The sequence below is a fragment of the Cytobacillus spartinae genome, assembly GCF_042865285.1.
GTDB classification, from domain to species: domain Bacteria; phylum Bacillota; class Bacilli; order Bacillales; family Cytobacillaceae; genus Robertmurraya_A; species Robertmurraya_A spartinae.
Map to the genome: position 1 here is coordinate 1 of NZ_JBIACK010000010.1, position 26,384 is coordinate 26,384.

Consider the following 26,384-nt stretch of genomic DNA (forward strand, 5'->3'; position numbering starts at 1 on the left):
GCGCCTGGAGCGGAAATCAACCATTTCCCCTCCAAAATAAATAAAAAAGACAAAAAGCATCGAAGTCTCGATGCCTTTTGTCGACAATCTGAAACTGTCCTTAAAAGGGCAGTTTTTATTTTTGAGTGACCGATAAAATAAAAAGTTATGTGGCAAACTACTATCAGATACACACTGCCGACAAAGTTATACAAATTTCTTTCCGAATTTACAAAAGCTTTACATTTGATTAAAACAGAATTAATAGTGAACCTTTATTCTAATAACTGTAGGACAAAACAAACAACCAAAAACCTTAGGGGGAATTAAGTAAAATGAAAAGTCTTAAGAAACTAAGCCTACTTTTAATGCTAGGAGCTCTAATGGCGTTCATCGCTGCTTGCGGTCAAACCGAAGAGGGATCAGGTAATGCTGATGGAGCTGATAACGGAGAAGAAACAACTGAATTAGAAGGTAGCGTTGTAGTAGACGGTTCTGGTACTGTATTTCCATTCATGTCTCAAATGGCTGAAAACTACATGGTTAATGAACAAGAAAATGTATCAGTTGAAGTTGGACGTGCTGGAACTTCTGCAGGTTTTAAGAAGTTCTTAGTTGAAGATGGAACTGATTTTAATAACGCATCACGTCATATTAAAGATTCAGAAAAGGCAACAGCTGAAGAATTAGGAATTGAAGTTCAAGAAATGAAAGTTGCTCTAGACGGTTTAACGTTCGTTATTAATAAAGATAATGATTGGGCTACTGAGTTAACTGCTGATGAAATCAAACAAATCTTCTTAGCTTCAGGAAACAAGAAAAATTGGTCTGATGTTCGCCCAGAATTCCCAAATGAGCCTATCGTAACAATGGGCCCTAATGAAAACCACGGAACTTACGAGTTCTTCTGGGAAAGTATTTTAGAAGAGCAAGATTTAGTTGAAGGTGTTAATTTACAACAAGAATACTCAACTTTAGTTGATTTAGTTTCTAAAGAGAAAAATGCGATTGCATTCTTTGGGTTTGGATACTACGACAATAATAAAGATAAAATTTCTGCTGTAAATGTTGATTTTGGCAATGGCCCTGTTGAGCCAAGCTTAGAGACAATCGGTGAAAGTGAAGATTTCGCATATGCACCGTTCACTCGTCCGGTTTTCACTTACTTAAATACTGGTATGGCTAAAGAAAAACCACAAGTATTAGATTTTGCAATCTATACAATGGAAACTGCTCAAGAAGTTGCTAAAGAAACTGGATTCGCTCCTTTAACAGACGAAGAGGTTCAAGCGACAATTGAAACTCTAAACAGTTTAAAAGAATAATCTTGTAAGAGAAGTTTGTTATTCAATTACATGAAGATGAGAAGGAGAGCCTTCTCATCTTCTTATGCTGTTCTATCATGATGAATTTTATTTTCACCTTACAAACATAATAGATGTAAGGATGAAAGGGGTTTTTAGCTTGGAAAACGCTAATAAGGTCAATATTAGAGAATTAATAGCGCAAAATAAGAATAAGGTTTCAGCAGGAAATTTACTAGAAAAGTTTATGCCCAAGATCCTTTTAACCATTGCCATTATCTCTATTTTAACAACTGTTGGTATTTTAGTTACGTTACTATCTGAAACAATAGCATTCTTTAGAGAAGTACCATTTCTTGAGTTCTTTACAGGTACTGTATTAAAGCCTTTAGGTGAAAATGCGCAATTTGGGGTGTTGCCGTTACTTACAGGTACTTTAATATCATCAGCAATTGCAATGTTTGTTGCTATTCCGATTGGACTAATGTCAGCCATTTATTTAAGTGAATATGCATCAGAAAAAGTAAGAAGAGCTATTAAGCCGATGCTAGAAATACTTGCAGGTATTCCTACTATTGTATATGGATTCTTTGCATTTACATTTGTTACACCGTTATTAACTAAAATTGTTCCTGGATTAGAGCCAACGAATATTCTAAGTCCAGGTATTGTAATGGGAATTATGATTATACCTATGGTTGCTTCTCTATCAGAAGATGCCATGAGTTCAGTACCAAATGCAATGAGAGAGGGAGCATTAGCTCTTGGGGCTACAAGACTAGAGGTAACATGGCGAGTAGTTGTACCTGCAGCTATTTCCGGAATCGTTGCTTCATTCGTTCTTGGAATCTCTCGCGCAATTGGAGAAACGATGATTGTTACAATAGCAAGTGGAAGCTCTAAAAATTTTACGTTTGATATCACACAGTCCATGCAAACGATGACGGCATATATTGTAGAAGTCACTGGTGGAGAGGCACCTGCTGGGTCCACTATATACTTTAGCCTTTATGCTGTTGCAATGACGTTGTTTGTATTTACGATGATCATGAACCTAATTGCTCAATATATCTCTCGTAAATTTAGGGAGGAATATTAATATGAAATATGTAGATTCTTCATTAGTACAAAAGAAAATGGGTTCTCGTCTGTTTATCAATAACCTAGCAAAGGGGATCTTTCTAATAGCAACCCTTTTCGGGCTAATTGTGTTAGCAGTATTAATCTATCGTGTCTTTGCACAAAGCTTAGGTTGGATTGACCTTCAGTTTATAACAAGTAAATACTCCAACGATCCTGTCAAAGCGGGCATTATGGGAGCCATAACGGGTACTCTCTGGTTAATGCTTGTAGTAGCTCCAGTTACGATGTTGTTAGGTGTTGGGACTGCTATCTATTTAGAGGAATATGCCCAAAAAGGTCGTTTACAAGCTTTTATACAAACAAATATTTCAAATTTAGCAGGCGTACCTTCTATTGTATTTGGACTTTTAGGATTAACAGTGTTCGTTAGAGGCCTTGACCTTGGGGCAGTTGTCCTTGCAGGTGGGTTTACAATGGCACTTTTAGTACTTCCAGTTGTTGTTGTCGCAAGTCAGGAAGCGATTCGGGCGGTACCACAATACTTGAGAGAGGCTTCTTATGGGATGGGGGCAACGAAATGGCAGACCATTAAAAATGTGGTACTACCTGCAGCTATTCCGGGAATCTTAACGGGAGTTATTCTTGCCCTTTCTCGTGCAATTGGTGAGACTGCTCCACTAGTTGTTCTCGGTATTCCAGCTTTACTAATTCCACTTCCAGATGGGATTTTTGATAAGTTTACAGTGTTACCTATGCAAATCTATTATTGGACGATTGACTCTGCACTTGTTTCGGAATATGCAAACTTAGCAGCAGGAGCAATTGTAGTTTTACTCGTAGTATTGTTTATTATGAATTCAATTGCTGTAATCATTAGAAATAAGTTTCAAAGAAGATTTTAATGGATGATGGAGGGGTTTTCAAAATGGCAGTTATGACGGCAAGCGTTAAAAGAACAGTTGAGACATCGGGTGTTCAGGATAACACAGCTGATTCTAATAAGAAGGTCGTATATAATACTCGCGATTTAAATCTTTGGTACGGTGGGGATCAAGCATTAAAGAATATTAACCTCGAGATTTATGAAAATGAGGTTACGGCAATTATCGGACCTTCTGGTTGTGGTAAATCAACATTTATTAAAACGTTAAACAGAATGGTTGAACTAATTCCGGTAGTGAAAATTTCAGGTGATATCCTATATCGAGAAAAGAGTATCTTAGATAAAGGGTATAAGGTAGAAGACCTAAGAACTCATGTAGGTATGGTTTTCCAAAAGCCAAATCCTTTTCCGAAATCAATTTATGAGAACATTGCTTATGGTCCTAAAATCCACGGCATTAAAAATAAAAAGATATTAGATGAGATTGTTGAAAAAAGTTTACGTGGTGCAGCAATTTGGGACGAAGTTAAAGACCGTCTAAATGAAAATGCATATGGATTATCAGGTGGTCAACAACAACGATTATGTATTGCTCGTTGTCTAGCAGTTGAACCGGATGTTATTTTAATGGATGAGCCAACATCAGCTCTAGATCCAATTTCCACCCTTAAAGTAGAAGAATTAATGCAGGAATTAAAAAAGGACTTTAGTATTATTATCGTTACACATAATATGCAACAGGCTGCTCGTATTTCAGATAAAACTGCGTTCTTCTTAAATGGTGAAGTGGTTGAATATGATGAAACAGATAAAATCTTCTCTACACCGTCTGATAAGAGAACAGAAGATTATATTACCGGGCGTTTTGGATGATTTTGTTGGATGAGGAAAGTCGTGCGGTTAAGCGTACGATTTTCTTTAAATGCGAAGGGGGTTTCTTAGATGGTTGTTCGTGAAAGGTTTCAGTATGATATTAAAGAATTGCAAAAGAAATTAATAGAACTTGGTGAATTTGCAGATAATGCTCTAAAGAAATCTGTAGAAGCATTAGAAACGAAAAATATTGAATTAGCGTTAGAAATTATGGATGATGACAATAAAGCAGACATTATGTATGAAGAAATTAATGACTTTGCTATTTTGTTAATTGCAAAGCAATCGCCAGTAGCAATTGATTTGAGACGAATTATTGTTGCCATTAAAATTGCAACTGACATTGAGCGTGTTGCAGACTTTGCAGTTAATATTGCAAAATCTACCATTCGTATCGGAAACGAAGAGCATGTAAAACCTATCGTTCATATTAAAGAAATGTACGAAATCACTTCTAAAATGTTGAAATTGTCATTAGAAGCATTTACAGAAGAGGACGTTGTTAAAGCAAAGCAGGTAGCTGATATGGATGATAAGGTTGATTCTTTATATGGTGAGACGATTCAAGAGCTTCTTCGTATCAATCAGCAGAAGCCTGAATTCTTACCTCAAATTACTCAGCTATCATTTACATGTCGTTACTTAGAAAGAGCCGCAGACCACGTAACGAACATTGCCGAAAGCATTTTCTATGTAGTAAAAGGAAGACACTACGATTTAAACGATTAATAAATAGAACAAAAAAGCTAAAGAGAATTTCTCTTTAGCTTTTTGTAATGATTCTTGCTATTTCATCTTTGCTCATTTTGTTAGTCAATTCAAATGTACCAACTTGAACTTTTGTATTATAATTCTCGCTAATTAAATATTGTTCAAACTCAGCAGCATCCCCGATAATGCCCGCATTCGCTAAAAGCGATGAGATTTCAGCTGTACTCATTCCACTCTTAATCTCAAGTTCATAGGTTAGGACCTTTTCTTCTTCTTCATCAGTGAAATCTTCTTGTTCTTCGTTTTCCTCGATTCTTTCGTTATCCGCTTTTTCTTTTTTCTCTTCTACTTCTTTAGATAGCTCTTGTTCTTTAGCATATCCCTCAATAGCTGCTTTTTTTGCTTCCTCGAATTCTTTAACAGTTAACACTTCAAAGCCACTACTTTTTAAAAGTTCCTTTGCTTCCTCGTCTGTTAAATTAACCTCTCGTTTGTCTTCAAATATGAAATAGTAACTGCCTATGGCACTTACAGAGAATAACATACCAAACGCAAATGCTCTTAAGCTTTGTCTGTTCATTCGTTAATCTCCTCTAACTGAAAGTTCATTTATGATTCTTTGTACATCTTCAATGGAGAGAGAGGATTGTTTTGCAATCTGATCAAGTGACAAGCCTTGCTGGGCCAATGACCATACTTGGTTTTTAATAATAGCATGTATTTCTTTTTTGCTGCTCCCAGATGCATACGTTGGTAGCGGTTGTGGGAAATCTCCATCATTAACTAGAAGCTCTTCTTCTAGTACTTTTAACTTTCTTTTAATTTGATAAGTTTCTTGAATTTGTTGCATCGAGAGTTGCTCGAGCTCCGATTTGATTTCTTTATACCGGTCCTTCATAAAAAGGGAAACAATCATTAGCAAGAGTGAAAATGAAAGCAAACCGAACATAATGTATTCCATCATGTCACCTCATATGGACTAAATTTAACTACTAGATATACCTTAAATTTTTCCTCAAAGTAAAGTATAAAAATAAAAAATGAACAAAAGTATTTTAACATTATACAAGACAAAATTCGATGGTATCGTTAATAAATTCTAAAAAGAAATGAAACTTGTCGGATACAAGTCGTTTATCTGGCTAGAAAAATGTCGAATCGATACTGAAACTAATAAATATTAATTGTATAAAAAGAAATTACATTTAAGTATCAACTTATTGCCTAGGAAATACAAGATACGACAAAATGCGTTCATTGTTACAACTGGCTTTCGATGCTAACATTAAATATAGAAGATATAGGAATATTCGGGGTTACTTCAGCATATACTATAAATTTTTTGAGTAGAGGTGAGGATATGATTGAAGAAATCGTAAAGTTACGTAGGAAAGGTTTATCCTTTCGTAAAATTGCAAAGGAACTAGATTCTACTGTTGGTAAAGTTCAATATCAATGGAAGAAGTATAGCGAAATAGATACAGAGCTCTTAAATCAAAAGAATACAGTTAAAGTTTCAGGAGAGAACGATATAAAACAACAAGTTGGTCGGAGATTGACTCAGAAACTTCCAGGAATCAAAAAAGATGATCTTGTAGCTTGGTTATTAAATTCTGCTAGATTAATGGCGTTTTGGAGTGTTTCACCTCACAAGAAAGATTTGGTTTCTCGCTTTTATGGCCATCCATTTGAAAGCTATATACAAGTTCTAAAAGTACATGATGTATCGAGCATTATTTTTAATGGAAAGAATGCTCACTCATCTCAAGAAATTACTTTAATGAATGATGAAACTTATTGGATGATTAAAGGCTTGAAACCAGGGCGTTGCTACTGTCTGGAGATGGGTATTAAATTAACAGAACAAAAATTTCTACCATTACTCCGATCAAATACCATCCATGTGCCACGGACTAGTAGGGATCAGGTTGGTCAATTAACGGGGGATATCTCTAACTTCTTAAATAGTACCAATCATCCACCAAACTGGGTGGAACATGTTAGTACCTACAGTTATTATGAAAACTTGATTGAAAAGGAGGGGAAGTAAGTGGGGGTCTCTACCATTCAACTTATTGTTCACTCTAATGTTCCAGTAATTGATTATATAAATAGCACAAGTGTAGACAAAGAACGGCTCTTTACATTTACAGAGAATTTCATGTGCTTTCTTTCTGGATTAAAGAATCAACCTAGAACGATAAATCTTTCCCTAGCAATTCCACCTATATTCTACGAGATAATTGACAAACAGGAATTTAAAGAGGAGTTTGCTGTTTTTTTACAAAAAGATCGTGCAAACATTATTCCTTATCAACGATGGTTAAAGTGGAATGGAAACCTAATTCAAGTAATTCGTGAGTTAAGGAATCAGGGAAAACTGGATTTGTTAGCAACTCCGCTAACAGGTGCTATTTTACCGTACATATCCACCCAAACTGGCTTACAGCTTCAAGTTCAAAATGCGCTTTCCATCTTAGAGGATTATTTTTCTTGTCATCCTGAGGGCTTTTGGTTCCCCCGAGGTGCATACAGTCCTGGTCTAGATTTATGCTTGGTTACACTAGGACTAAAATATAGTTTTATTGATTCGAAAACTATTCATTTTGCAGATCCATCTCCGAGATTCAGTGAATCACCAGTTAAATCGCCACACGGGTTAATCTTTTACCCACTAGAAAGGAAGTTTCATGAATTCCTTATTAATAGTAATGAGTTAATGGATGATAACTATTATGGTTCTAAAAAAACGATTGCTCTTTCCCTTGAAGAATTCTGTGCATTGGAACATCATCATATAGAAAAAATAAATGAACTATTGAGAAACGGTGTTATAGAGATGGTTACATCCAAAGAGATACCTGATGTAGAGACAGTTCATTTATGCCCTTCCTTTCTAGAGGGATATCAACATTCTGAGCTGTTTATTCCTGAACAAATAGCCAATTGGACAGAATGCCACTTTATAGAAAAAGATATTGAGCGTTTACGTAAAGTGCTAACAGATGGCCAAATGCTTGAAATACGAACAGAAATGGAAAAGGAATGGCTTCTCTTAGTAGGGGGATTGTCAGACGGAAGTAATGTTGATGGGGATACACTAAAAAAACATGTAATTCGTTATTATTATTTAAGAAACTTACTAACGAAAGATGAAACGATTCAGTTTAGTAGTCTTCGGCAATCCGTTTTTACAAAACTTCCAAATCTAACAAAGGGACAAAACGTAGTTGAGGGGACAAAGCAGAAATTGTTAGTCTTAACATGGGAATACCCACCTAATGTGGTTGGGGGTCTTGCAAGGCATGTGCACGGTTTAGCGGAAGGGCTTGCTAAACTAGACTATGAAGTCCACATCATCACTACTTTAGTTGATCATCTTCCACCGTTTGAACGGGTCGGTAATGTACATATTCATAGAGTTAGGCCCTTAAACGAACATGATCATGATTTTATTGCTTGGACGTTTGGGTTAAACACGGCTATGGTTGAAAAGGTGACTGAACTTGAGACGATCCATCAATTCGAGTTAATTCATGCTCATGATTGGCTTGTAGGAGCAGCAGCTCTTTCCTTAAAAGAAAGATTGGATGTTCCACTCATCACTACCATACATGCTACAGAATACGGAAGAAATCAAGGAATCTATACAGAAATGCAAAAGTTCATCCACGAGAAAGAACGAGAATTGACAGAAGGTACGGATTTTATTATTACTTGCAGTGATTTTATGAAAAACGAAGTAGAGCAAGTTTTTAACATAGATAGCCAAAAGATAGCCATTATTCCTAATGGGATTAACGAACAAAATCAGGTGACAACGGATAGTGATGTGTTGATCAACTTCCCCATTCATTATTCCAAAAAGATGATTTTTTCAATTGGCAGAATGGTTCAGGAAAAAGGATTTGATACATTGATAGAAGCGGCTCATATCATGAGGGACTCTCATTCTGATTTGTATTTCATCATTGCAGGAAAAGGTCCTATGCTTGAAGAGTATCGTAAAAAAGTTAAAGAGCTGGCACTAGAAGACAAGGTATTCTTCGTTGGTTTTGTAAGTGATGAAGAGAGAAATGCATTGTTAACTCAGTGTGAAATGGCGGTTTTTCCAAGTCGCTACGAGCCGTTTGGAATTGTGGCATTGGAATCAATGTTGTTTGCCAAACCAACGATTGTGTCCAACGTTGGAGGATTAAAAGGAATTATCCAACATTCGAAAACGGGATTAATCATGACGCCTAATAGCCCTAAGAGCTTTATAGAGCAAGTTGATTTTCTTTTACATCATAAGGATGTTTCAATAGAAATGGGTCTAAATGCAAAGAAAGTGATAGAAAGTCTTTTCAGCTGGAGAAGAGTAGCTGAAGAAACGAAAAGGATATTCGACGAGACCTTATTAAACTGCAAGATATAGGAGGGTATTATGAAAGGGGTTATTATGGCAGGGGGAAAGGGTCAAAGACTTCATCCATTAACGTTACAGACTCCTAAACCTCTTGTCCCAATCATGAACACCCCTGTCATCGAGTCCAGTATCTACTGGCTCAAATCACAAGGGATTACGGACATTGCGATTACGCTCCATTATTTAAGTGGAAAAGTCATTAAATTTCTTGGGAACGGAAGTCGTTACGGTGTAAACCTTACTTACTTTGTTGAAGACAATCCTCTTGGTTCCGCAGGTGGAATCAGATCCTTAAGCGGGTATCTTGATGAAACGTTTGTAGCGATAAGTGCGGACCTTCTTACAGATTTCGATATAAAGGATGCCATTCATTTTCATAAAGAGAAAAAAAGTCAATTTACCATCCTTACAACTAAGGTTTCTTATCCTGAACAGTATGGGGTGGTTTTAAGGTATAAAGATGGTAGTATTCGTAAGTTTATTGAAAAGCCCTCAAAGAATTTATCGTGTAGTGACCAAGTAAATTCAGGTATTTACCTTATAGAGCCTGATATTCTCAAATGGATCTCACCAAATACATTTTGTGATTTTAGCCATCATTTGTTTCCAATTTTTTTATCAGAGGGGATTCCTTTTTATTCATATGAAAAGGGCGGTTATTGGATTGATATAGGGCATTTGTCCACATATCTTCAGTCACAAAAAGAATTATTATCTCTACAAGAAAAGGTCCCTTTAGGCTATACAGAAATTGGGCATCAAATTTGGGTGGGTCCAAACACAGCAATCCATGAGTTAGCATCCTTACAGGGTCCCCTTTTAATTGGCGCCAATTGTATCATTGAAAATGGTGTTAGTGTATCGGGAGGAACGATCATTGGTGAAGGAACAAAAATAAACCCTTTTGCTTCTATTTCTGCTTCTATCATTTGGGATAGAGTTGTGATTGATTCGAATGCAAGTTTAAATGGGACTGTTGTTGCTAGCAATAATCATATTGGTGAGAGAACCATTCTTTTAAAAAACAGTGTGACTGGCCAATTTGTCAGAATAGGGAAAGATTGTGTCATCGGTGAAAACGTGCAGGTTGAACCAGATAAAGTCATACCAGATTCCTCCTATTTTAAAAAAGTGCAGGTAGAAAAACTCCCAGGAGTTCAGGGGAGACCAGTACCTGTAGTGGGTGATAAAGATAGAAAATCAAAAGGGATTAAAGTAGCAACTGTGTATTGTCCGAATTCAATTAAGGCGAGGATTATTAGACAATTAATTGAAGAAGGCGGCGTAGAAGAAATTGACTTATCCGAAGGAATAAAGTTTATTCATGATGAAGCTAGTTGGACTCAAATATATTCAGGTGAAAAAGACGGAGCATTAGTTGTTTGTTCGCACTCCAAAGACGAGAAAATGGCACTAGAGATTACAAGGTATTATGTACAACAAATAAAAAACTATCAAAAGGTGTAGATGAAAATGGAAGCCAAAACATATTTGTCTATGGAAGAGGAAGTGGTGAAACATCCTTTTTCTAGATGTCAATTAGTGACAACGCCAGGTATTTGGATAAATGGTAGAACTTATTGGGTACACAACGGTCATGAAAAAATTGTTACCGAGGAATCCATTACGATTCAGATGAAAGAACATTTTGTCCACTCAAAGATAAAATTGCACGAATTATCTGTTAAGAACCATAACAACCAACCTATAAAGATAAAGCTACTATGCATGAATCAACATCAATATCCCGTGCAAGATCATTTTACGTTTGTTTCTCCTACAGAGAATGTCTTATTTCATCTAACAAATAAAACAGTTTTTTTAGTAAATGGATGTTGTCAGGGGAAAGAGATGGAACAAATGACGGTCCAGCCGTTCTGGAATGCTCATACAGATCAAATTTGGAGAAATGAAAAGATTGGCAATCTACATTATCAACCAATGGCAAAGGGGACCGTTGCAAGTATTTTCTCTTTAAATATGGAAATTCCAGCTAAAAAGACGGCTAAAGGACACTCATGGATTATCTATGGGAAAAATAAAGAGGAGCTATCTCGTTTAAATAAGGCACTTTTGAAAAAACAGACTAGCAATTCCTTTTAAAAAGTGATATTATAGAAAAGTCGTATGAACGAACTAGCATGAACATAGTTTGGAGGGAAATAACATGCGTGTAAACATTACTCTAGCTTGCACTGAAACTGGTGATCGTAACTACATCACTACGAAAAATAAACGTAATAACCCAGATCGTATTGAGCTGAAAAAATACAGCCCAAGATTAAAGCGTGTTACATTACACCGCGAAACAAAATAAGCAGTGGGGATTTTTCCCGTTGCTTTTTTTGTTGTCTAAAAAGATTAAAATACTACCAATAATGTAAAAGATTGTATAAATACATAATATCGGCTCAAATTTGTAAGATGGAAATGAATGACGAAGTAAATGAGGAGGATGTCTATGTTAAGTAAAAAGGATCTGCGTAAAAAACTTCAAAGTCAGCTATCTTCAATAACGAAACCACAATATGAATATCTATCCTATACCATTTCAAATAACCTCTTTATGAATCCTGTATGGCAAAAGTCAAAAGTAATTGGAATTACCATCTCAAACCCGCCTGAGGTTGATACGTTTCAAATCATTCGTAAAGCTTGGGAGGAGAATAAAACGGTAGTAATACCAAAGTGTGACCCCAAGGCTAGAGTAATGAATTTTAGAACATTAACGGCATTTAATCAGTTGGAAACGGTGTATTCTGGTTTGCTCGAGCCGATTGAAGAAATGACGAAAGAGACTAATTCAAACGAGATTGATTTATTAGTTGTTCCGGGATTAGCTTTTACTCGCGAAGGTTACAGGCTAGGTTTCGGTGGAGGTTATTATGACCGCTACTTAGGGTCCTATAATGGGAAAACAGTGTCCTTGGCATTTCACCAACAAATTTTAGACCATATACCTGTTGAAGAGCATGATCTACCCGTTTCACAAATAATTACAGATCAGGAATCTATTTTGATTGATGTTTAATATCGTTGTGTTACTTTTATTTATATTGGTAACAGTTCTGTTAGGTTATTTCCTGCGCTTTCTAACGATCTCAGGAAGCGTAGCAGCGGCTGTTGTGGGTATTTTTACAGCCCTAGGATTAGGATTAAAAGGATTACTCCTATTAGGGTTGTTTTTTGCTTCATCAAGTTTGTTGTCAAAATTTAAGAAAATCCATAAAAAACAGGTTGAGGATCGACATGCTAAAGGATCACAAAGAGACTGGGAGCAGGTAGTTGCAAATGGGGGAGTTGCTTCAGCTATGAGCATGGCATATGCCTTTCATCCAGATTCTCTTTGGGTTATCGCTTTTTGTATAGTAATCGCTAGTTCCAATTCTGATACTTGGGCTTCTGAAATAGGAGCCTTAAGTAGAAATTCACCCATATCTATTCATACGTTTAAAGTGGTCCCAAAAGGAACTTCCGGTGCCATGAGTTTATTAGGTACAAATGCAGCGATAGTAGGCTCTCTCGTAATTGCTTCCTTCTCAATGTACTTATTTCAACTCAGTTTGCTAAGTAGTTTTATCATTTTTATATCCGGTTTTTTAGGAAACATAATAGATACGATTTTTGGAGCCTATGCCCAAGCATTATATCGTTGTCGTGAATGTGATACAACAACTGAAAAACGCACCCATTGTGGATTAGAAACTCAGTTGCTTAAGGGTAGCCATCTACTTAATAATGACGTCGTGAATTTCCTTTCTGGATTAATCGCTGTGATCATTGGAATCATTCTATATAAACTGTAACAATATTGTTAAAAATACCGTAATGGACGAATCCGTTTCCTAAGAATCTTGTAGTACAATAATCATATTTAGGAAAATATAAGGTAGTAAAACTTTGAGAGGTGATTCGTTTGAAAGATCGTATTAACCGTGTTGCACTAGTGGGTACTGGTTTTGTGGGTTCTAGCTATGCATTTGCATTATTGAATCAAGGAGTTACGGAAGAGCTTGTTTTAATTGATTTGAATAGGGAAAAATCAGAAGGAGATGCTATGGATTTAAATCATGGTTTACCATTTGCTCCTTCGCCAACTAGAATCTGGTTTGGTGATTATTCTGACTGTAAGGACGCTGATTTGGTCGTCTTATGTGCAGGTGCCAATCAGAAACCTGGAGAAACACGACTTGATTTGGTTGAGAAAAACACTCGTATTTTCAAAAGTATTGTAGAAGAAATCATGGCTAATGGGTTTGATGGCATATTCTTGGTTGCGACAAATCCTGTTGATATATTAACCTATGCTGTATGGAAGTTTTCAGGATTACCAAAGGAAAGAGTAATTGGTTCGGGTACGATACTAGATACAGCAAGATTCAGATTCCTTCTAGGGGATTACTTTAATGTCGATACCAGAAATGTACATGCTTATATTGTCGGAGAACATGGGGACACGGAGTTACCCGTTTGGAGTCACGCAGACATTGCCGGAAAAACAATATCGGATTGGGTTAAAAAGGAAGAGCATTATAAACAAGAAGATTTGGACGAATTGTTCTTAAACGTTCGTGATGCAGCTTATCACATTATTCAACGTAAAGGGGCAACTTATTATGGAATTGCAATGGGGCTAGTGAGGCTAACGAAAGCAATTTTACAAAATGAAAATTCGGTATTAACCGTTTCAGCCTATTTAGATGGAGAGTATGGTCATAAAGATATCTACATCGGTGTACCAGCTGTTGTAAATAGAAGCGGAATAAGAGAAGTGATTGAGCTTGATTTAAATAATAGTGAAAAAGAAAAGTTTGATCACTCGGTAAGTGTACTAAAGAAAACGATGGAGCCAGTTTTAAAAGTAACAGATTAAGGACTAATCTTATAAGCAGATATTGAAAAAAACGAATTTCTTCTATTATATATATATCACGGTTACAAAAAAAATTTACTAAAATGATGGATAATGATTCATTCATTTTCTCACACTATTTTTAGGAGGGATGAAAATGGGTCGTTTGCTATCCTTTATATTGATTGGAATAGGTGGATTTTATCTTTTTCAAAATCGTTTTCGCGTAGTTAACATTGTTTTTGGAAATCCCATGATACGGAGGGTTTTTGTGACTTCAATCATGAGTATCCCAGCTGTTCGAAATCGAATGATGAAAACTGTATTTCCCCAGCCTAATAATTGGTAATACTTTATTATGAAAAGGCCTCTCGGGGTCTTTTTATTTTGGGGTTGATTGAAAGAACCATGTTAATCCTAGATACTGTGTTATTTGAGAGTAAGTCATTCGATTTCATAAGAAAATTGAAATAGTCAATGTGTCACTTAACATCCTTCAAGGGTTATTTTTATGATTAAAGAAAGAAATTGTTTATAATGCATATAGATGAAGTAAATTAGAGTAAAAAAGACCCAATCCACTTTACAAACGTGTGAATATCGATTCTTAGATATAAAGGTAACGAAAGTAGGGGGAATATTGAAGTATCAAGAGGATTATATATTCTGGAGATTGGCATACTTCTTAATCAATAACCAAGAGTATCGGATTATCCAGTTATCGAAAGATCAAAATGAATTATGGTTAGAGAAAACTGAGAATAAAAAATATCCACTTATAAGGTTGCTCCGGTATGATTTAGATTGGAGCAATTGGATGCAAAGAGACATCGAACGTACTGCCATTAATGGGGAGAATATTCGCAAACAAGTGTCCAGAAGGGAAATGAATGTTCTTAATGTCTATGTATCGGCTTTTGTCCCTGTAGATGATTATGAATATATCATTCAAAAACCTTTCGACCATCCAAGGTTAAAGAAAATAAAGGTGGATTCCTTACTTGTAAGCAGACAATCTTATCGAGACGTTATACACAGAATTGAAAATCTATTCGATGATTCCATTAATTTAAATGAGAAAGATGAATTTCACGAAGAAGAGATTGAACAGCTTAAACAAGTTACTTTAACAAAGGCTGTAAATCGAATTAAAACGGAAAAGGCACTATTTGAATTTGGTAAGCCATTCTTTACATACTTCTTTATTGCCATTCAAGTAATTGTTTTTTTATTACTTGAGTTAAATGGGGGAAGTACGAATACATCTACACTTATCCAGTTTGGAGCAAAATTTAACCCTCTTATCATTGAAGGAGAGTGGTGGCGCTTTCTATCACCTATCGTTCTTCATATTGGAATTTTTCATTTACTCATGAATACACTAGCCCTCTATTTTTTAGGGACAGCTGTAGAAAAGATTTATGGTAACAGTAGATTTTTATTTATATACTTAATTGCCGGTTTTTGTGGATCTGTAGCTAGCTTTATATTTAGCCCAAATTTATCAGCTGGAGCAAGTGGTGCTATTTTTGGTTGCTTTGGAGCACTATTGTATTTTGGATTAATATATCCAAAACTTTTTTTCAGAACAATGGGAGCCAACATATTAGTTGTGCTTGCAATTAATTTATCATTTGGTTTTACCATTCCTGGCATTGATAACGCTGGGCACATTGGCGGTTTAATTGGTGGCTTCCTAGCAACAGGTATCGTACACTTCCCTAAGAAAAAGAAGGTGTTACTTCAAAGTTTATTCTTTCTCCTAACCATTGGGATTACAAGTGGCCTCCTTGTTTTTGGTTATAATAACCCGTCAGCTATCGTTGATGAACAATCAATATTTGTTATGGCACAAGAGCATATTCAATCCGAAGAGTATGAAAAAGCTTATTCCTTACTAATTGAATACATGGACTCAAACGAACAATCAGCTGAGCTTTACTTCCTCCTTTCTTATGTAGAGATTAAGCAAGATAAAATAGATGATGCAAAAGAAAATTTACTAAAGGTTATTGAAATAAAACCAAGCTTTCATGAAGCTCACTACAATTTGGCCCTTGTTTACTTAGAACAACAAGATCTTGAAGAAGCGAAAAAGTATGCCAATCAGGCAGTGGAATTAAAGCCTAAACAATCTGATTATGTTGAGCTATTAAAAAGGTTAGATCGTTAGAGAAGATTTTGCCGAAGGAGAATGGAGTCTCCACTGCTCGTTTCAATTAATACTAACAAATGTGATTGATCATTTGAAATCATAATCAAAGGGATTGTACTGTCTATAGGTTCCGTGACGGTACCGTCTCTTTTTTTAATTCCTAGGAAATAGTTTTTATACAGACCCTCCCATAGATTCCCAACTAATTCTTTCGTCTCAATCTCTGTTAACCCAGGAATGGATTTGTCTTGGAATCGGTTGATATCCGTTAAGGGAAAAATAAAATAGTCCTGTTTATTAAGTGAAAGAGCCTGTAGGGATTTTGACCAACTATAATCTAATTGTTGATTAGTAATTTGGTCTAAGATTTCTTTCCACTCCTGCTCTTCCTTAGATACAGGGATTCTAAAAGATTGGAGTGGGCTAAAAGACGAGTCAATTATATACAACTTATCAGTTGATATATTTTGTGCACTAAAGATCCCATCTTCATTATTTGTGTGAATTTCTGAATGATGAAAGGTTATTGTTTCAAAACGACTACTTTCTTTCCCTGATATTTCACTTTCCTGAACTAATTGATCCGTGTTCTCTTCCCATTCCCCCATCTTCCCTTTTAAACGTCCGTTTACGTATAAGAAGCTTATATCTTGCCTTAAATAAGCGTCTCTGTCCAAAGTAGAGCCGACCCGCCATTGAAGAGAAAATTCACCAAGTTTTTTTCTTTCGTTTAACGTTAACGTCGAATAACTAGATTTATATTTTATTGAAGGATCAATAGGGAAAAACGTGATACTTTCTTTAGCATCATACTTTTGCAATAGAATATACCCCGTTATGATAATCATTAAGCCAAAAATAATAGTAGAAACAAAGCCTCTTTTCATATGTTTCCCTCACTTATATTTCTGAAATACAGAGAAGTTGTCCTTGTTAACAAACTATATGACATCTTTATTTAGGAAATGCCAATGTCGAGTATGTTTTTAGATGTGGATGTCTAAGATGTTGATAGTAAACATGGAAACTCGTGGAAAAGTATAGATTGATTGAGGTGGAAAGATGAAAGAGGCACCAAAAAAGCTTGTTCATAGTGAATTAAAGGAGAATGTTGCTTATTTAAAGGAAGCACTCGGAGTTGAAAAAAGCTTTGATGTGATTCAGCTGGATGTTGAATACGCTGAAAAAGAAATGGCTTTTTATTTTATTGATGGATTTGTTAAAGATGATATTCTCCATCTTCTAATGAAGTTTCTTGCAAGAGTAAATAAAGACGAGTTAGAATCCGATACACTGGAAAAATTACTCAAAACCTATATCCCCTATGTTGAGGTTGAAACTACAGATGATTTAGATAATGTTGTTTCCATGGTTCTTGCGGGACCAACTGCATTAGTCGTTGATGGGATAGATAAGGTTATCATTATAGATGCACGTACCTATCCAGTTCGGGGGCCTCAGGAGCCTGACATAGAACGAGTTGTCAGAGGCTCAAGAGATGGTTTTGTGGAAACACTTGTCTTTAATACGGCCTTAACGAGAAGAAGAATACGCGATCGAACATTAAGAATGGAGTATATGCAGGTTGGAAGAAGGTCTAAAACAGATATCGTTGTCAGCTATATTGAGGATATCGCTGATCCTCAAATGGTCAAACAAGTAAAAGATGCAATAGCTAAGATTGACACAGATGGGTTACCGATGGCAGAAAAGACAGTTGAAGAATTTATCTCTGGTAGGCATTGGAATCCCTTTCCTGTAGTGAGGTATACAGAGCGCCCTGACACGGTTGCTTCTCATCTGTATGAAGGTCACGTATGTATCATTGTAGATGGATCACCAAGTGTAATTATTACACCAGTCACCTTTTGGCATCATCTACAACATGCAGAAGAATATCGAAATAAGCCAATTATTGGGGCATATTTACGGCTGGTTCGTTTCTTAGCTGTATGGGCTTCCATATTCCTTTTACCATTGTGGTACCTTTTTGCCATAGAGCCAGAAATTGTTCCAGATGCCATAAAGTTTATTGGGCCAAATGAATCAGGGGCTGTCCCCTTATTCCTGCAATTTTTAATCATTGAAATCGGTATTGATATGTTAAGGATGGCGGCCATACATACTCCATCTGCATTAGCGACTGCACTAGGGCTTGTGGCAGCACTCATGATTGGGCAAGTGGCAGTAGAAGTAGGGTTACTAACGAATGAAGTCATTCTTTATCTAGCCATTGCGGCTTTAGGAACATTTGCAACCCCTAGTTATGAGCTTAGTCTAGCGAATAGACTAGTTAGAATAGGGTTACTAATATTGACAGCTTCATTTCAAACATACGGATTTGTTATTGGAGTGATGTTGTTAATTCTGCTCCTATCTAGAATGCAGTCATTCGGTGTTCCATATTTATGGCCCTTTATCCCATTTAATTATAGAGGGTTAAGGGACGTGTTATTACGTTCACCAATGCCGTTGAAAGATAGAAGGCCTAAAATTCTACACCCAAAAGATCCAGATCGCTAACAATTAACCCTTGTTCCTGATGGAATAAGGGTTAATTGTTTTCTTTTACCATAATTGAACTATTTTTTGACAACTTAGTTACTTTTCCTTCATACATGCGGAAAGTACTGAATTAATCTTGAGGCGTAAATGTTTTTAGATTATACTTTGATTGTAATAAGCTTAATTTTATTCAATATGAGGTTACTATGAAAAATATTTATGAAATACAACAGTACTTAAAGAAGTATGGAACCATAATTTATGTTGGTGACAGAGTTGCTGACCTAGAATTAATGGAGTCCGAGTTAAAAGATCTATATCAATCACAAATAATGGATCCAAAGGATTTTCAGACGGCCCTTTTACTCATACGACATGAAATTCAAATGTTAAAAGATAAAAGGCATTAATTACTTTATTAACGGAAATATATGTTGAAGAATCCATAAAGGAAAAGGTGAGCAAGATGACAGAAAAGTGGCTTGTAGGTGTTGATCTAGGTGGAACCACAACGAAGCTGGCATTTATAAATTATTACGGTGAAATTATTCATAAATGGGAAATTCCTACTGATAATAGCGATGAAGGTAAGAATATTACCATTAACATTGCTAAGGCAATTGACCAAAAACTAAATGAGATAGGTCAGTCGAAGGATAAGCTTCTTGGAATTGGAATGGGAGCTCCGGGACCAGTGGACTATTCAACAGGGATTATTTATAATACGGTGAATTTAGGCTGGAAAGACAACTATCCACTAAAGGACCTACTAGAAGTCGAAACTTCCTTACCTGCTTTCATAGATAATGATGCAAATTGTGCGGCTCTAGGTGAAATGTGGAAGGGCGCAGGCGATGGTGCCAAGGACCTTGTTTGTGTCACTCTCGGTACAGGGGTTGGTGGTGGAGTAATTGCTAATGGAAATATTGTTCAAGGTATTAGCGGCGCCGCAGGTGAAATCGGGCATATAACTTCAGTTCCAGAAGGTGGGGCACCTTGTAATTGCGGTAAAAAAGGATGTCTTGAAACCGTTGCTTCTGCAACAGGTATTGTACGAATCGCAACAGAAAGAGTTAAGAATGGTAGTACTGGAAAGCTATATGAAATATTTGAAAAAGATAAGAAGGTTACAGCAAAGGATGTATTTGATTGCGCGAGAGAACAAGATCCTATAGCTCTTGAAGTAATTGAAGAAGTGTCCTTCCATCTTGGATTAGCTCTTGCTAATCTAGGGAATACACTAAACCCTGAAAAGATTGTATTAGGCGGCGGAGTTTCCAAAGCGGGTGATATTTTACTGCAATCCGTACAAAAGAATTTTGATAAGTTTTCGTTTTCACGAGTTAAAGAGTCCACAAAAATTGCGGTTGCTACATTAGGTAATGATGCGGGTGTAATTGGTGCTGCATGGCTCATGAGAAATTCAATAAAGTAGTTTAAATAGTTATTTTGTAGGAGTGTCCCACTAGTTGGGGCACTTCTTTTGTCTTTTTGTGTCTAAAGTTTCATTTTTCTGAAATTGGACAATCGTGAAACTTTTTTTAGTTGAATTCGTCTTATAAATGTGTGGTAATTAAGTAATTAACCAAAAATTTAGTCTACAACAGTACTATTAAATTGGGTTTGATTTTTTGTAAAAAAAGTATTAAGATAAAGTTTGATTATTTGAAGTAACCTTAAAATGTAAAAATAATCCAAAAAATCCCATGCTTATTTTTGGTAACAGGAGGTAACAAAATGAGCAATCAAAAGTGGTCAAAGATCTCTTTAATTGCATTTGCAGCAATTTTGCTTTGGCTTAAAACGTATATTGTCTATAAAACTAGTTTTGATATAAAAATAGAAAACTGGAAACAAGAGTTTATCCTTTTCATCAATCCAATTAGCTTTATCATGTTCATATTTGGAATTGGCTTGTTTTTAAAGGAAAAGAAACGAAACATCTATATTGTTGTGTCAAGCTTCCTTATATCAGCTGTTCTATTTGGAAATGTTGTATTTTATCGTTTCTTTAACGATTTTCTTACGATTCCGGTATTGTTCCAAACAAGCAATATGTCTGATCTTGGAAGCAGTGTAAATGAGTTATTGTCACTAGCAGACTTACTATACTTTGCTGACTTCTTTATCTTACTTGCAGTACTATTGATGAAACCTACGTTTATTGTTAACCGTGATTACACAAAGGTTAGTCGTAGAGCTTTCTTTTTAGTGGCTGTTGCTATATCTTTCTTTAATTTAGGCTTAGCTGAGACAGAACGTCCACAACTCTTAACTCGTACTTTTGACAGAGAGATGTTAGTAAAAAACATCGGAACCTATAACTACCACATTTACGATGCTTTTTTACAATCAAAGTCATCTGCTCAAAGAGCTTTAGCTGATGGAAGTGAATTAGTTGATATTGAGAACTATATCCATGCTAACTATAAGCAACCAAATGATGAAATGTTTGGGATTGCAAAGGGTAAGAATGTGATCTTAATCTCAATGGAGTCTACACAGAATTTTGTTATTAACGAAACCGTCAACGGTCAAGAAATTACTCCTTTTCTAAATGATTTTATTAAAGAAAGTTATTACTTTGACAACTTCTATCATCAAACTGCTCAAGGTAAAACATCAGATTCGGAATTTATTGTTGACAACTCTTTATATGGTCTAAGCCGTGGAGCGGTATTCTTTACACACTCAGGTAATGAATATAAAGCAACGCCAGAGATTCTATCGGAAAATGGCTACTTTACTGCTTCATTGCATGCTAACAACAAGAGCTTCTGGAATCGTGATATTATGTATCAATCGCTTGGCTATGAGCGTTTTTACTCTTTACCTGATTATGAAGTTAATGAAGACAACTCTGTTGGTTGGGGTATGAAAGATATTGAATTCTTTGAACAATCTGTCCAACACTTAAAAGAAATGCCAAAGCCGTTCTATTCAAAATTTATTACGTTAACAAACCACTTCCCATTCGAATTAAATGAAGAGGATCTGTATATACAACCATATGACTCTGATAATAAAACTGTAAATAATTACTTCCCGACTGTTCGTTATCAGGATGAAGCACTTAAGTTGTTCATCGAGCAACTTAAAGCTGAGGGCTTATATGACGATTCAATTATCATTCTATATGGTGACCACTATGGAATCTCAGAAAATCATAATAAGACGATGGGTGAATTTTTAGGAACAGAAGTTACTCCATTTGTAAGTACTCAGCTTCAAAAAGTACCTTTAATCATTCATATTCCTGGTCATGAAGGAAAAACGATTTCTAAGGTTTCAGGACAAATTGATCTAAAGCCAACGCTCCTTCATTTATTAGGGATTGATACAAAAAGAAATATTGAGTTTGGTACAGACTTATTTGCTGAGGATAAAACAGATTTTACGGTTTTACGTGATGGAAGTTTTATAACAAAGGATTTTCTATACACTCGTGAAACATGCTATGAAAAGGCAACGGGTGAGCCAACTGACGTAGCTGCTTGCGAGCCTTATATGGAAAAAGCTAAAACTGAATTAGAATACTCAGACAAGATTGTTTATGGAGATTTACTGAGATTCTATAAGAATATGTCTACCAATACGGATGCAATCCAACCAAATTAAAACATAGAAAAAGTCTGCTTAGAAGGCAGGCTTTTTTTGTTTGTTTTATATGAATACAGGGAAGGGATTTTTGTAAGAATTTCCTAACTTTATACAGATTTTCTATGTCATTTTTTACGATTAACATCATATGTATCAGTTAATGGAAAGGAGGAGAATAAAATGAAAGTGCAAGTCAGATCTGGAGATTCCCTCTGGTATTATAGCCAGCTTTTTATGATTCCTTTAAACCTTCTCATTGACTCAAATCCTAATATTAATCCAGCTGCCTTACAAGTAGGGCAGAACGTAAATATTCCGGGGTTTGACTTACAATCATATACGATACAAAAAGGGGACACACTATGGAGGTTGGCAACAAGTAGAAATCTTTCGGTTGATGCGTTGTTATTATTAAACCAAGAGATTAATCCAAATAAATTACAAGTAGGACAAAGAATTTTTCTTCCAAGAAGAGTTATAACCAGAATTGTTAATGAGAGACAGGAGTACGACTTTGAAACTCTTACCGAAGACATAAGAGAGCTTTCAGAGATATATCCTTTTATCAAGGTTAATACAATAGGAGAAAGTGTTTTAGGTAAACCTATACAAGAAATTCGCCTAGGAAAAGGCACGAAGAAAATACACATGAATGCTTCTTTCCACGCAAATGAGTGGATAACGACACCTGTACTGATGACGCTTTTAAATACATTTTTACTGTCATTAACTAATGCTAGCTCTGTAAGAGGAATTACCACCATGCCTTTATATAACAGTGTTGATCTTTCGATTGTTCCTATGGTTAACCCTGATGGGGTAAATTTAGTATTGAATGGACCTCCACCCGAGGTAAGGGAACAAGTATTAAAGATTAATAACGGCAGTACCGATTTTAAAGGGTGGAAAGCCAATATTCGCGGTGTGGATTTAAATAATCAATATCCCGCTCAATGGGAGGTTGAAAAAGAAAGAACACCGGCAAAAGCACCAGCACCAAGGGATTTTCCTGGAGATGCCCCATTAACAGAGCCAGAAGCGATTGCGATGGCGGAACTGGCCCGTAATAATAATTTCGATAGAGTTCTTGCTTTCCACACACAAGGAGAAGAGTTTTACTGGGGTTACGAAGGTCTGGAGCCTGCCATATCAAGTAGGTTAGCCCAGGAATTTCAACGGGTAAGTGGATACAGATCTGTTCGTTATATTGATAGCTATGCAGGTTATAAAGATTGGATCATTAAAGAGTTCCGAAAAGCTGGATTTACGCTAGAGCTAGGGAAAGGGATAAATCCATTACCATTATCTCAATTCAATGAAATTTATGAGGAAGTGTTAGGGATTTTCTTAGTATCTATGCTTATCTAGCCTCTATTGACCCTTAGAAATAATGATTTGAAAATAAAAACAGCTTGTGTTTATTGATAAAAGTAATTAAAATTTGTTATTGGTTGTAATTAAAGTTAGTTGATTAACAGCGAAACTTAAAAAGCCGTTCTTCGGCTTTTTTCCTATTTTAGGATTTTGTTTGAATTCTTTGAAACATTTATAGGGTGAATAACGTATTAGGATATGAGGGAAGGAGGGATCTAATGGGGAAGAGAACTTTTTTTTGGATATTTATCGTCATGGTGGCGCCGGTACTTTTTCTGAGTGGATGTACCAAGGAAAAGATTGTAGAGTTTCATCCCCTTTCTAAACATGATACAGAGATCTTGAAGCAAACCATCCCTTACTCTTTTTTAGGAAAGGATTATGTGGTTCCCATCTCACCTGAGGTTGGCAGTTTTTACTCAGTAAGTGGATGGTTGAATGATCGAAAAATTATCTACATAACGGAAACCTCAAGAAGTGCAAATATATACGTATATGATTTACAAACAGGTAAAAGCAAGTTATTCCACGAAAGCTCGAACCCTATTGTTTCGATAGAAATAAGCCCTTCAAAAAAATACATTTTAGTACACTCTTCTCCTAGTACCTATGAGGGACTTATTACGGTTTTTAATATAGAAGGAAAGGAAGTTGCTTCAAAAGAGATACAATCAAATGAATTAGCCTTTCAGTGGAATTCCTTTAAAGAAAATCTTATATTAATATCTGCCTTTACAGAAGAGTGGGAGTATAGTCTTTACGAATTCAATCTTTTAGAACAAACGTTACATGACATTAAGCTTCCTAACCCGTTTGCATATTGGTTAAACAATAAGGAAGTGGTTTACCTTGGATGGGATGAGAGTAACCCTTCGTTCTTTGCATCTTTAATGAAGCACGACCTTGTAAATCAAACGAGCAGAGAAATACTCCCTAGTGTTTATCAGCTAGCATCTGTAGGAAGGCATTTACTTACCATCACGGTAGATGAAAATAATCTAAAAGAAGCTCAATACACCATTTATTCGGATACCTTTAAACAGCTTAAGACCTTTGTAATTCCTCATTTAACAAGGTTTTCTGACTGGCTAGTTCCTTTTTATGATTTTAATGAGTCTCTAGGAAGATTCTTGACATTTAAACCTTTGTATAGCAGTGAAGTGGATACCTATGCGGAAGGCTTCGATCTCGTTTCCTATCATTTAGATTCGGAAGAACACGAAGTTCTTTTTAGTGGGTTGGTTAATGAACCTATAAGTTGTTCACCAAGTGGAGTGTTATGTTTGTACGGCTATTACTTTGAGAAGTTAATAGATCTAAAGTCGAAGGAAATCATAAGCATAGTGGAGTAATAAATAATAACATACATAATAGAAAAAGGAGATTTAACATGGCTATTGTTGATGTAACAGTTATACCTATTGGAACGACAACACCAAGTGTAAGCTCTTATGTAGCAGATATTCAAAAAGTCCTAATGGGCTATCAGGAAAAGGGACTCATCCGATTTCAGCTAACTCCCATGAATACGATTATTGAAGGGGAATTACCAATATTATTTGAAGTGATTCAAGCCATGCATGAAGTTCCATTTGAAAAAGGAATCGTTCGTGTTGCAACAAATATTAGAATCGACGATCGTCGTGATATGTCTAGAGCTATGGAAGAGAAAGTGAACAGAGTGTTGTCTCAAATAGAAGAAGAATAAAAAAGGACTGGCAAAGCCAGTCCTTTTTTAAATAATATCTCTTACAATTAGTGTGCGATTGGATAACCGTGGTTTAATACGGTCATCACAGTAAACCAGCCAAAAATGGCGAAAGTTCCACCAGCAAACACGATACCAAGAAGATTCTTGTTTTTAAGTGAAGTAAAAGTACCATATCCTGCAAGGATTGTAACCAAAGCGAAAATAATGACTAATCCCATTATGAAAGCCCCCTTTATGTAAGATCAGCAGGCAAATGCCTCTTTTTTTAATCATACAACTTTATGCTAATAGTTTAGATTCGTATACTATTTTATAGTTTTTTTTTCTATTTGTCGAGGTCAAAAAATGACACTTCTATGTCATATGCTTGAGCTGTCTTCCTTATAAGAGGTTCAAGTGATTCATCAACAAAAAAGAATTCTTTTGAGTCGCTAATTGTTTTTACTACAAGATGTTCCTCTAGTTGATACTTAAACATTTCAATCCCTTTCTCTGTACCACTCACAATGGAAAAAATAAGGACTAAATCATGTAAAAGGTAGGTGTGATCTGACTGAGAAGCAAGGCTATAATCGAAATAGAGTTCGCCTAAGGTACCTGATGGGATAAGTATAAGTTTGTGGAATTCAATGTAGATTCCAACCTCTTGCATAAGCTCTCTTGCTTGCTCAGCACCTTCTAATGAGTCAAAGATAAAAATAGTCTCAGCCCTTTCAATGAAATGAGGCACATCACATAGTATTTTCTCAAACTCAGGTAACTCTTCAATAATATAATCAGCTTCTATGCCATATATCAGTTTCATTTCATTTACTCCTTAAAAATCATGTTAATAAAGGCTGTTTTCGTATAGATAGTTGCTATTCGTATATGGGCTCCAACACGAATTTGTGCTGTTTCGTGGCATCTTTTCTCCCGAATTAATAGAAAACAGCACCATATTCCG

Annotated in this window: 27 protein-coding genes; 22 read left to right on the forward strand and 5 right to left on the reverse strand. The window is 35.8% G+C overall.

What is annotated here, in order from left to right:
• Nucleotides 1-314 precede the first annotated feature (314 nt).
• The 5 genes from ACFYKX_RS17810 (at nt 315) to phoU (ending at nt 4,851) form a co-directional block, all read left to right on the forward strand.
• Nucleotides 315-1,304: a PstS family phosphate ABC transporter substrate-binding protein gene (locus ACFYKX_RS17810; protein WP_389362427.1), complete on the forward strand. Its 990-nt coding sequence runs from the start codon at nt 315-317 to the stop codon at nt 1,302-1,304.
• 121 nt (nt 1,305-1,425) lie between these two features.
• On the forward strand, nt 1,426-2,382 hold the full coding sequence (pstC, locus tag ACFYKX_RS17815) for a phosphate ABC transporter permease subunit PstC (RefSeq protein ID WP_389362428.1): 957 nt from the start codon (nt 1,426-1,428) through the stop codon (nt 2,380-2,382).
• Nucleotide 2,383: 1 nt separating this feature from the next.
• The gene (gene pstA / locus ACFYKX_RS17820) at nt 2,384-3,268 is read left to right on the forward strand and encodes a phosphate ABC transporter permease PstA (protein WP_389362429.1); all 885 of its coding nucleotides are present in this window, start codon (nt 2,384-2,386) and stop codon (nt 3,266-3,268) included.
• Between the two features lie 32 nt (nt 3,269-3,300).
• Nucleotides 3,301-4,122 (forward strand): phosphate ABC transporter ATP-binding protein PstB, encoded by an 822-nt coding sequence (gene pstB, locus ACFYKX_RS17825; RefSeq protein ID WP_389362629.1) that lies wholly within the window; start codon nt 3,301-3,303, stop codon nt 4,120-4,122.
• Between the two features lie 69 nt (nt 4,123-4,191).
• A complete protein-coding gene (gene phoU / locus ACFYKX_RS17830; protein WP_389362430.1) occupies nt 4,192-4,851 on the forward strand; it encodes a phosphate signaling complex protein PhoU in 660 nt (219 codons plus the stop codon).
• A gap of 34 nt (nt 4,852-4,885) precedes the next feature.
• Here the strand turns inward: phoU and ACFYKX_RS17835 are convergent, their stop codons facing one another.
• A complete protein-coding gene (locus ACFYKX_RS17835; RefSeq protein WP_389362431.1) occupies nt 4,886-5,413 on the reverse strand; it encodes an aminodeoxychorismate lyase in 528 nt (175 codons plus the stop codon).
• Nucleotides 5,414-5,416: 3 nt separating this feature from the next.
• Nucleotides 5,417-5,797, reverse strand: a complete 381-nt coding sequence (locus ACFYKX_RS17840; protein ID WP_389362432.1) for a hypothetical protein — start codon at nt 5,795-5,797, stop codon at nt 5,417-5,419.
• A gap of 396 nt (nt 5,798-6,193) precedes the next feature.
• Here ACFYKX_RS17840 and ACFYKX_RS17845 point away from each other — a divergent pair, with 396 nt between their 5' ends.
• The 10 genes from ACFYKX_RS17845 (at nt 6,194) to ACFYKX_RS17890 (ending at nt 16,266) form a co-directional block, all read left to right on the forward strand.
• Nucleotides 6,194-6,883, forward strand: a complete 690-nt coding sequence (locus ACFYKX_RS17845; protein WP_389362433.1) for a DUF4912 domain-containing protein — start codon at nt 6,194-6,196, stop codon at nt 6,881-6,883.
• Complete coding sequence (locus ACFYKX_RS17850; RefSeq protein ID WP_389362434.1) at nt 6,884-9,250, forward strand: glycosyltransferase; 2,367 nt, start codon at nt 6,884-6,886, stop codon at nt 9,248-9,250.
• Nucleotides 9,251-9,259: 9 nt separating this feature from the next.
• On the forward strand, nt 9,260-10,708 hold the full coding sequence (locus ACFYKX_RS17855) for a sugar phosphate nucleotidyltransferase (RefSeq protein ID WP_389362435.1): 1,449 nt from the start codon (nt 9,260-9,262) through the stop codon (nt 10,706-10,708).
• Between the two features lie 6 nt (nt 10,709-10,714).
• Nucleotides 10,715-11,344, forward strand: coding sequence for a hypothetical protein (locus ACFYKX_RS17860; RefSeq protein ID WP_389362436.1), 630 nt, complete (start codon nt 10,715-10,717; stop codon nt 11,342-11,344).
• Nucleotides 11,345-11,408: 64 nt separating this feature from the next.
• Nucleotides 11,409-11,558 carry a 50S ribosomal protein L33 gene (gene rpmG / locus ACFYKX_RS17865; protein ID WP_322445075.1) on the forward strand — a complete coding sequence of 50 codons (150 nt, stop codon included), beginning with the start codon at nt 11,409-11,411 and terminating at the stop codon, nt 11,556-11,558.
• Between the two features lie 144 nt (nt 11,559-11,702).
• On the forward strand, nt 11,703-12,272 hold the full coding sequence (locus ACFYKX_RS17870) for a 5-formyltetrahydrofolate cyclo-ligase (RefSeq protein WP_389362437.1): 570 nt from the start codon (nt 11,703-11,705) through the stop codon (nt 12,270-12,272).
• Nucleotides 12,265-13,047: a DUF92 domain-containing protein gene (locus tag ACFYKX_RS17875; RefSeq protein WP_389362630.1), complete on the forward strand. Its 783-nt coding sequence runs from the start codon at nt 12,265-12,267 to the stop codon at nt 13,045-13,047. Before ACFYKX_RS17870 ends, ACFYKX_RS17875 begins: the two co-directional genes overlap by 8 nt.
• A 110-nt stretch (nt 13,048-13,157) precedes the next feature.
• A complete protein-coding gene (locus ACFYKX_RS17880) occupies nt 13,158-14,114 on the forward strand; it encodes an L-lactate dehydrogenase (RefSeq protein ID WP_389362438.1) in 957 nt (318 codons plus the stop codon).
• 136 nt (nt 14,115-14,250) lie between these two features.
• Nucleotides 14,251-14,442, forward strand: a complete 192-nt coding sequence (locus ACFYKX_RS17885) for a hypothetical protein (RefSeq protein ID WP_389362439.1) — start codon at nt 14,251-14,253, stop codon at nt 14,440-14,442.
• A gap of 291 nt (nt 14,443-14,733) precedes the next feature.
• On the forward strand, nt 14,734-16,266 hold the full coding sequence (locus ACFYKX_RS17890; protein ID WP_389362440.1) for a rhomboid family intramembrane serine protease: 1,533 nt from the start codon (nt 14,734-14,736) through the stop codon (nt 16,264-16,266).
• Here the strand turns inward: ACFYKX_RS17890 and ACFYKX_RS17895 are convergent.
• Complete coding sequence (locus ACFYKX_RS17895; protein ID WP_389362441.1) at nt 16,263-17,135, reverse strand: hypothetical protein; 873 nt, start codon at nt 17,133-17,135, stop codon at nt 16,263-16,265. The two genes, ACFYKX_RS17890 and ACFYKX_RS17895, sit on opposite strands and share 4 nt — an antisense overlap.
• Before the next feature lie 175 nt (nt 17,136-17,310).
• On the opposite strand from ACFYKX_RS17895, the gene ACFYKX_RS17900 reads away from it, so the two are divergent.
• The 7 genes from ACFYKX_RS17900 to ACFYKX_RS17930 all read left to right on the forward strand — a co-directional run bounded on the left by ACFYKX_RS17900 (nt 17,311) and on the right by ACFYKX_RS17930 (nt 25,435).
• Nucleotides 17,311-18,771, forward strand: a complete 1,461-nt coding sequence (locus tag ACFYKX_RS17900; RefSeq protein WP_389362442.1) for a spore germination protein — start codon at nt 17,311-17,313, stop codon at nt 18,769-18,771.
• Nucleotides 18,772-18,959: 188 nt separating this feature from the next.
• Nucleotides 18,960-19,163 (forward strand): YqgQ family protein, encoded by a 204-nt coding sequence (locus ACFYKX_RS17905; RefSeq protein WP_389362443.1) that lies wholly within the window; start codon nt 18,960-18,962, stop codon nt 19,161-19,163.
• Nucleotides 19,164-19,219: 56 nt separating this feature from the next.
• On the forward strand, nt 19,220-20,188 hold the full coding sequence (locus ACFYKX_RS17910; RefSeq protein WP_389362444.1) for an ROK family glucokinase: 969 nt from the start codon (nt 19,220-19,222) through the stop codon (nt 20,186-20,188).
• Between the two features lie 302 nt (nt 20,189-20,490).
• Nucleotides 20,491-22,371 carry an LTA synthase family protein gene (locus ACFYKX_RS17915; RefSeq protein ID WP_389362445.1) on the forward strand — a complete coding sequence of 627 codons (1,881 nt, stop codon included), beginning with the start codon at nt 20,491-20,493 and terminating at the stop codon, nt 22,369-22,371.
• Nucleotides 22,372-22,533: 162 nt separating this feature from the next.
• Nucleotides 22,534-23,721 carry a M14 family metallopeptidase gene (locus ACFYKX_RS17920; protein ID WP_389362446.1) on the forward strand — a complete coding sequence of 396 codons (1,188 nt, stop codon included), beginning with the start codon at nt 22,534-22,536 and terminating at the stop codon, nt 23,719-23,721.
• 224 nt (nt 23,722-23,945) lie between these two features.
• Nucleotides 23,946-25,079, forward strand: a complete 1,134-nt coding sequence (locus ACFYKX_RS17925) for a YqgU-like beta propeller domain-containing protein (RefSeq protein WP_389362447.1) — start codon at nt 23,946-23,948, stop codon at nt 25,077-25,079.
• 38 nt (nt 25,080-25,117) lie between these two features.
• A complete protein-coding gene (locus ACFYKX_RS17930) occupies nt 25,118-25,435 on the forward strand; it encodes an MTH1187 family thiamine-binding protein (RefSeq protein WP_389362448.1) in 318 nt (105 codons plus the stop codon).
• Nucleotides 25,436-25,482: 47 nt separating this feature from the next.
• Here ACFYKX_RS17930 and ACFYKX_RS17935 read toward each other — a convergent pair whose 3' ends face one another.
• Together ACFYKX_RS17935 and ACFYKX_RS17940 are read right to left on the reverse strand one after the other, a co-directional pair.
• Entirely contained in the window at nt 25,483-25,656 is a 174-nt protein-coding gene (locus ACFYKX_RS17935) for a DUF2759 domain-containing protein (protein WP_389362449.1), read from the reverse strand.
• A 107-nt stretch (nt 25,657-25,763) separates the two neighbouring features.
• Nucleotides 25,764-26,243, reverse strand: coding sequence for a hypothetical protein (locus ACFYKX_RS17940; RefSeq protein ID WP_389362450.1), 480 nt, complete (start codon nt 26,241-26,243; stop codon nt 25,764-25,766).
• Between the last annotated feature and the right edge of the window lie 141 nt (nt 26,244-26,384).

What these genes read in the sequence shown, in the direction of transcription:
- ACFYKX_RS17810 (WP_389362427.1), top strand. Translation starts at nt 315, where the DNA reads ATGAAAAGTCTTAAGAAACTAAGCCTACTTTTAATGCTAGGAGCTCTA.
- pstC (WP_389362428.1), top strand. Translation starts at nt 1,426, where the DNA reads ATGAAAGGGGTTTTTAGCTTGGAAAACGCTAATAAGGTCAATATTAGA.
- pstA (WP_389362429.1), top strand. Translation starts at nt 2,384, where the DNA reads ATGAAATATGTAGATTCTTCATTAGTACAAAAGAAAATGGGTTCTCGT.
- pstB (WP_389362629.1), top strand. Translation starts at nt 3,301, where the DNA reads ATGACGGCAAGCGTTAAAAGAACAGTTGAGACATCGGGTGTTCAGGAT.
- phoU (WP_389362430.1), top strand. Translation starts at nt 4,192, where the DNA reads ATGGTTGTTCGTGAAAGGTTTCAGTATGATATTAAAGAATTGCAAAAG.
- ACFYKX_RS17835 (WP_389362431.1), bottom strand. Translation starts at nt 5,413, where the DNA reads ATGAACAGACAAAGCTTAAGAGCATTTGCGTTTGGTATGTTATTCTCT.
- ACFYKX_RS17840 (WP_389362432.1), bottom strand. Translation starts at nt 5,797, where the DNA reads ATGATGGAATACATTATGTTCGGTTTGCTTTCATTTTCACTCTTGCTA.
- ACFYKX_RS17845 (WP_389362433.1), top strand. Translation starts at nt 6,194, where the DNA reads ATGATTGAAGAAATCGTAAAGTTACGTAGGAAAGGTTTATCCTTTCGT.
- ACFYKX_RS17855 (WP_389362435.1), top strand. Translation starts at nt 9,260, where the DNA reads ATGAAAGGGGTTATTATGGCAGGGGGAAAGGGTCAAAGACTTCATCCA.
- ACFYKX_RS17860 (WP_389362436.1), top strand. Translation starts at nt 10,715, where the DNA reads ATGGAAGCCAAAACATATTTGTCTATGGAAGAGGAAGTGGTGAAACAT.
- rpmG (WP_322445075.1), top strand. Translation starts at nt 11,409, where the DNA reads ATGCGTGTAAACATTACTCTAGCTTGCACTGAAACTGGTGATCGTAAC.
- ACFYKX_RS17870 (WP_389362437.1), top strand. Translation starts at nt 11,703, where the DNA reads ATGTTAAGTAAAAAGGATCTGCGTAAAAAACTTCAAAGTCAGCTATCT.
- ACFYKX_RS17875 (WP_389362630.1), top strand. Translation starts at nt 12,265, where the DNA reads ATGTTTAATATCGTTGTGTTACTTTTATTTATATTGGTAACAGTTCTG.
- ACFYKX_RS17885 (WP_389362439.1), top strand. Translation starts at nt 14,251, where the DNA reads ATGGGTCGTTTGCTATCCTTTATATTGATTGGAATAGGTGGATTTTAT.
- ACFYKX_RS17895 (WP_389362441.1), bottom strand. Translation starts at nt 17,135, where the DNA reads ATGAAAAGAGGCTTTGTTTCTACTATTATTTTTGGCTTAATGATTATC.
- ACFYKX_RS17900 (WP_389362442.1), top strand. Translation starts at nt 17,311, where the DNA reads ATGAAAGAGGCACCAAAAAAGCTTGTTCATAGTGAATTAAAGGAGAAT.
- ACFYKX_RS17905 (WP_389362443.1), top strand. Translation starts at nt 18,960, where the DNA reads ATGAAAAATATTTATGAAATACAACAGTACTTAAAGAAGTATGGAACC.
- ACFYKX_RS17910 (WP_389362444.1), top strand. Translation starts at nt 19,220, where the DNA reads ATGACAGAAAAGTGGCTTGTAGGTGTTGATCTAGGTGGAACCACAACG.
- ACFYKX_RS17915 (WP_389362445.1), top strand. Translation starts at nt 20,491, where the DNA reads ATGAGCAATCAAAAGTGGTCAAAGATCTCTTTAATTGCATTTGCAGCA.
- ACFYKX_RS17920 (WP_389362446.1), top strand. Translation starts at nt 22,534, where the DNA reads ATGAAAGTGCAAGTCAGATCTGGAGATTCCCTCTGGTATTATAGCCAG.
- ACFYKX_RS17925 (WP_389362447.1), top strand. Translation starts at nt 23,946, where the DNA reads ATGGGGAAGAGAACTTTTTTTTGGATATTTATCGTCATGGTGGCGCCG.
- ACFYKX_RS17930 (WP_389362448.1), top strand. Translation starts at nt 25,118, where the DNA reads ATGGCTATTGTTGATGTAACAGTTATACCTATTGGAACGACAACACCA.
- ACFYKX_RS17935 (WP_389362449.1), bottom strand. Translation starts at nt 25,656, where the DNA reads ATGGGATTAGTCATTATTTTCGCTTTGGTTACAATCCTTGCAGGATAT.
- ACFYKX_RS17940 (WP_389362450.1), bottom strand. Translation starts at nt 26,243, where the DNA reads ATGAAACTGATATATGGCATAGAAGCTGATTATATTATTGAAGAGTTA.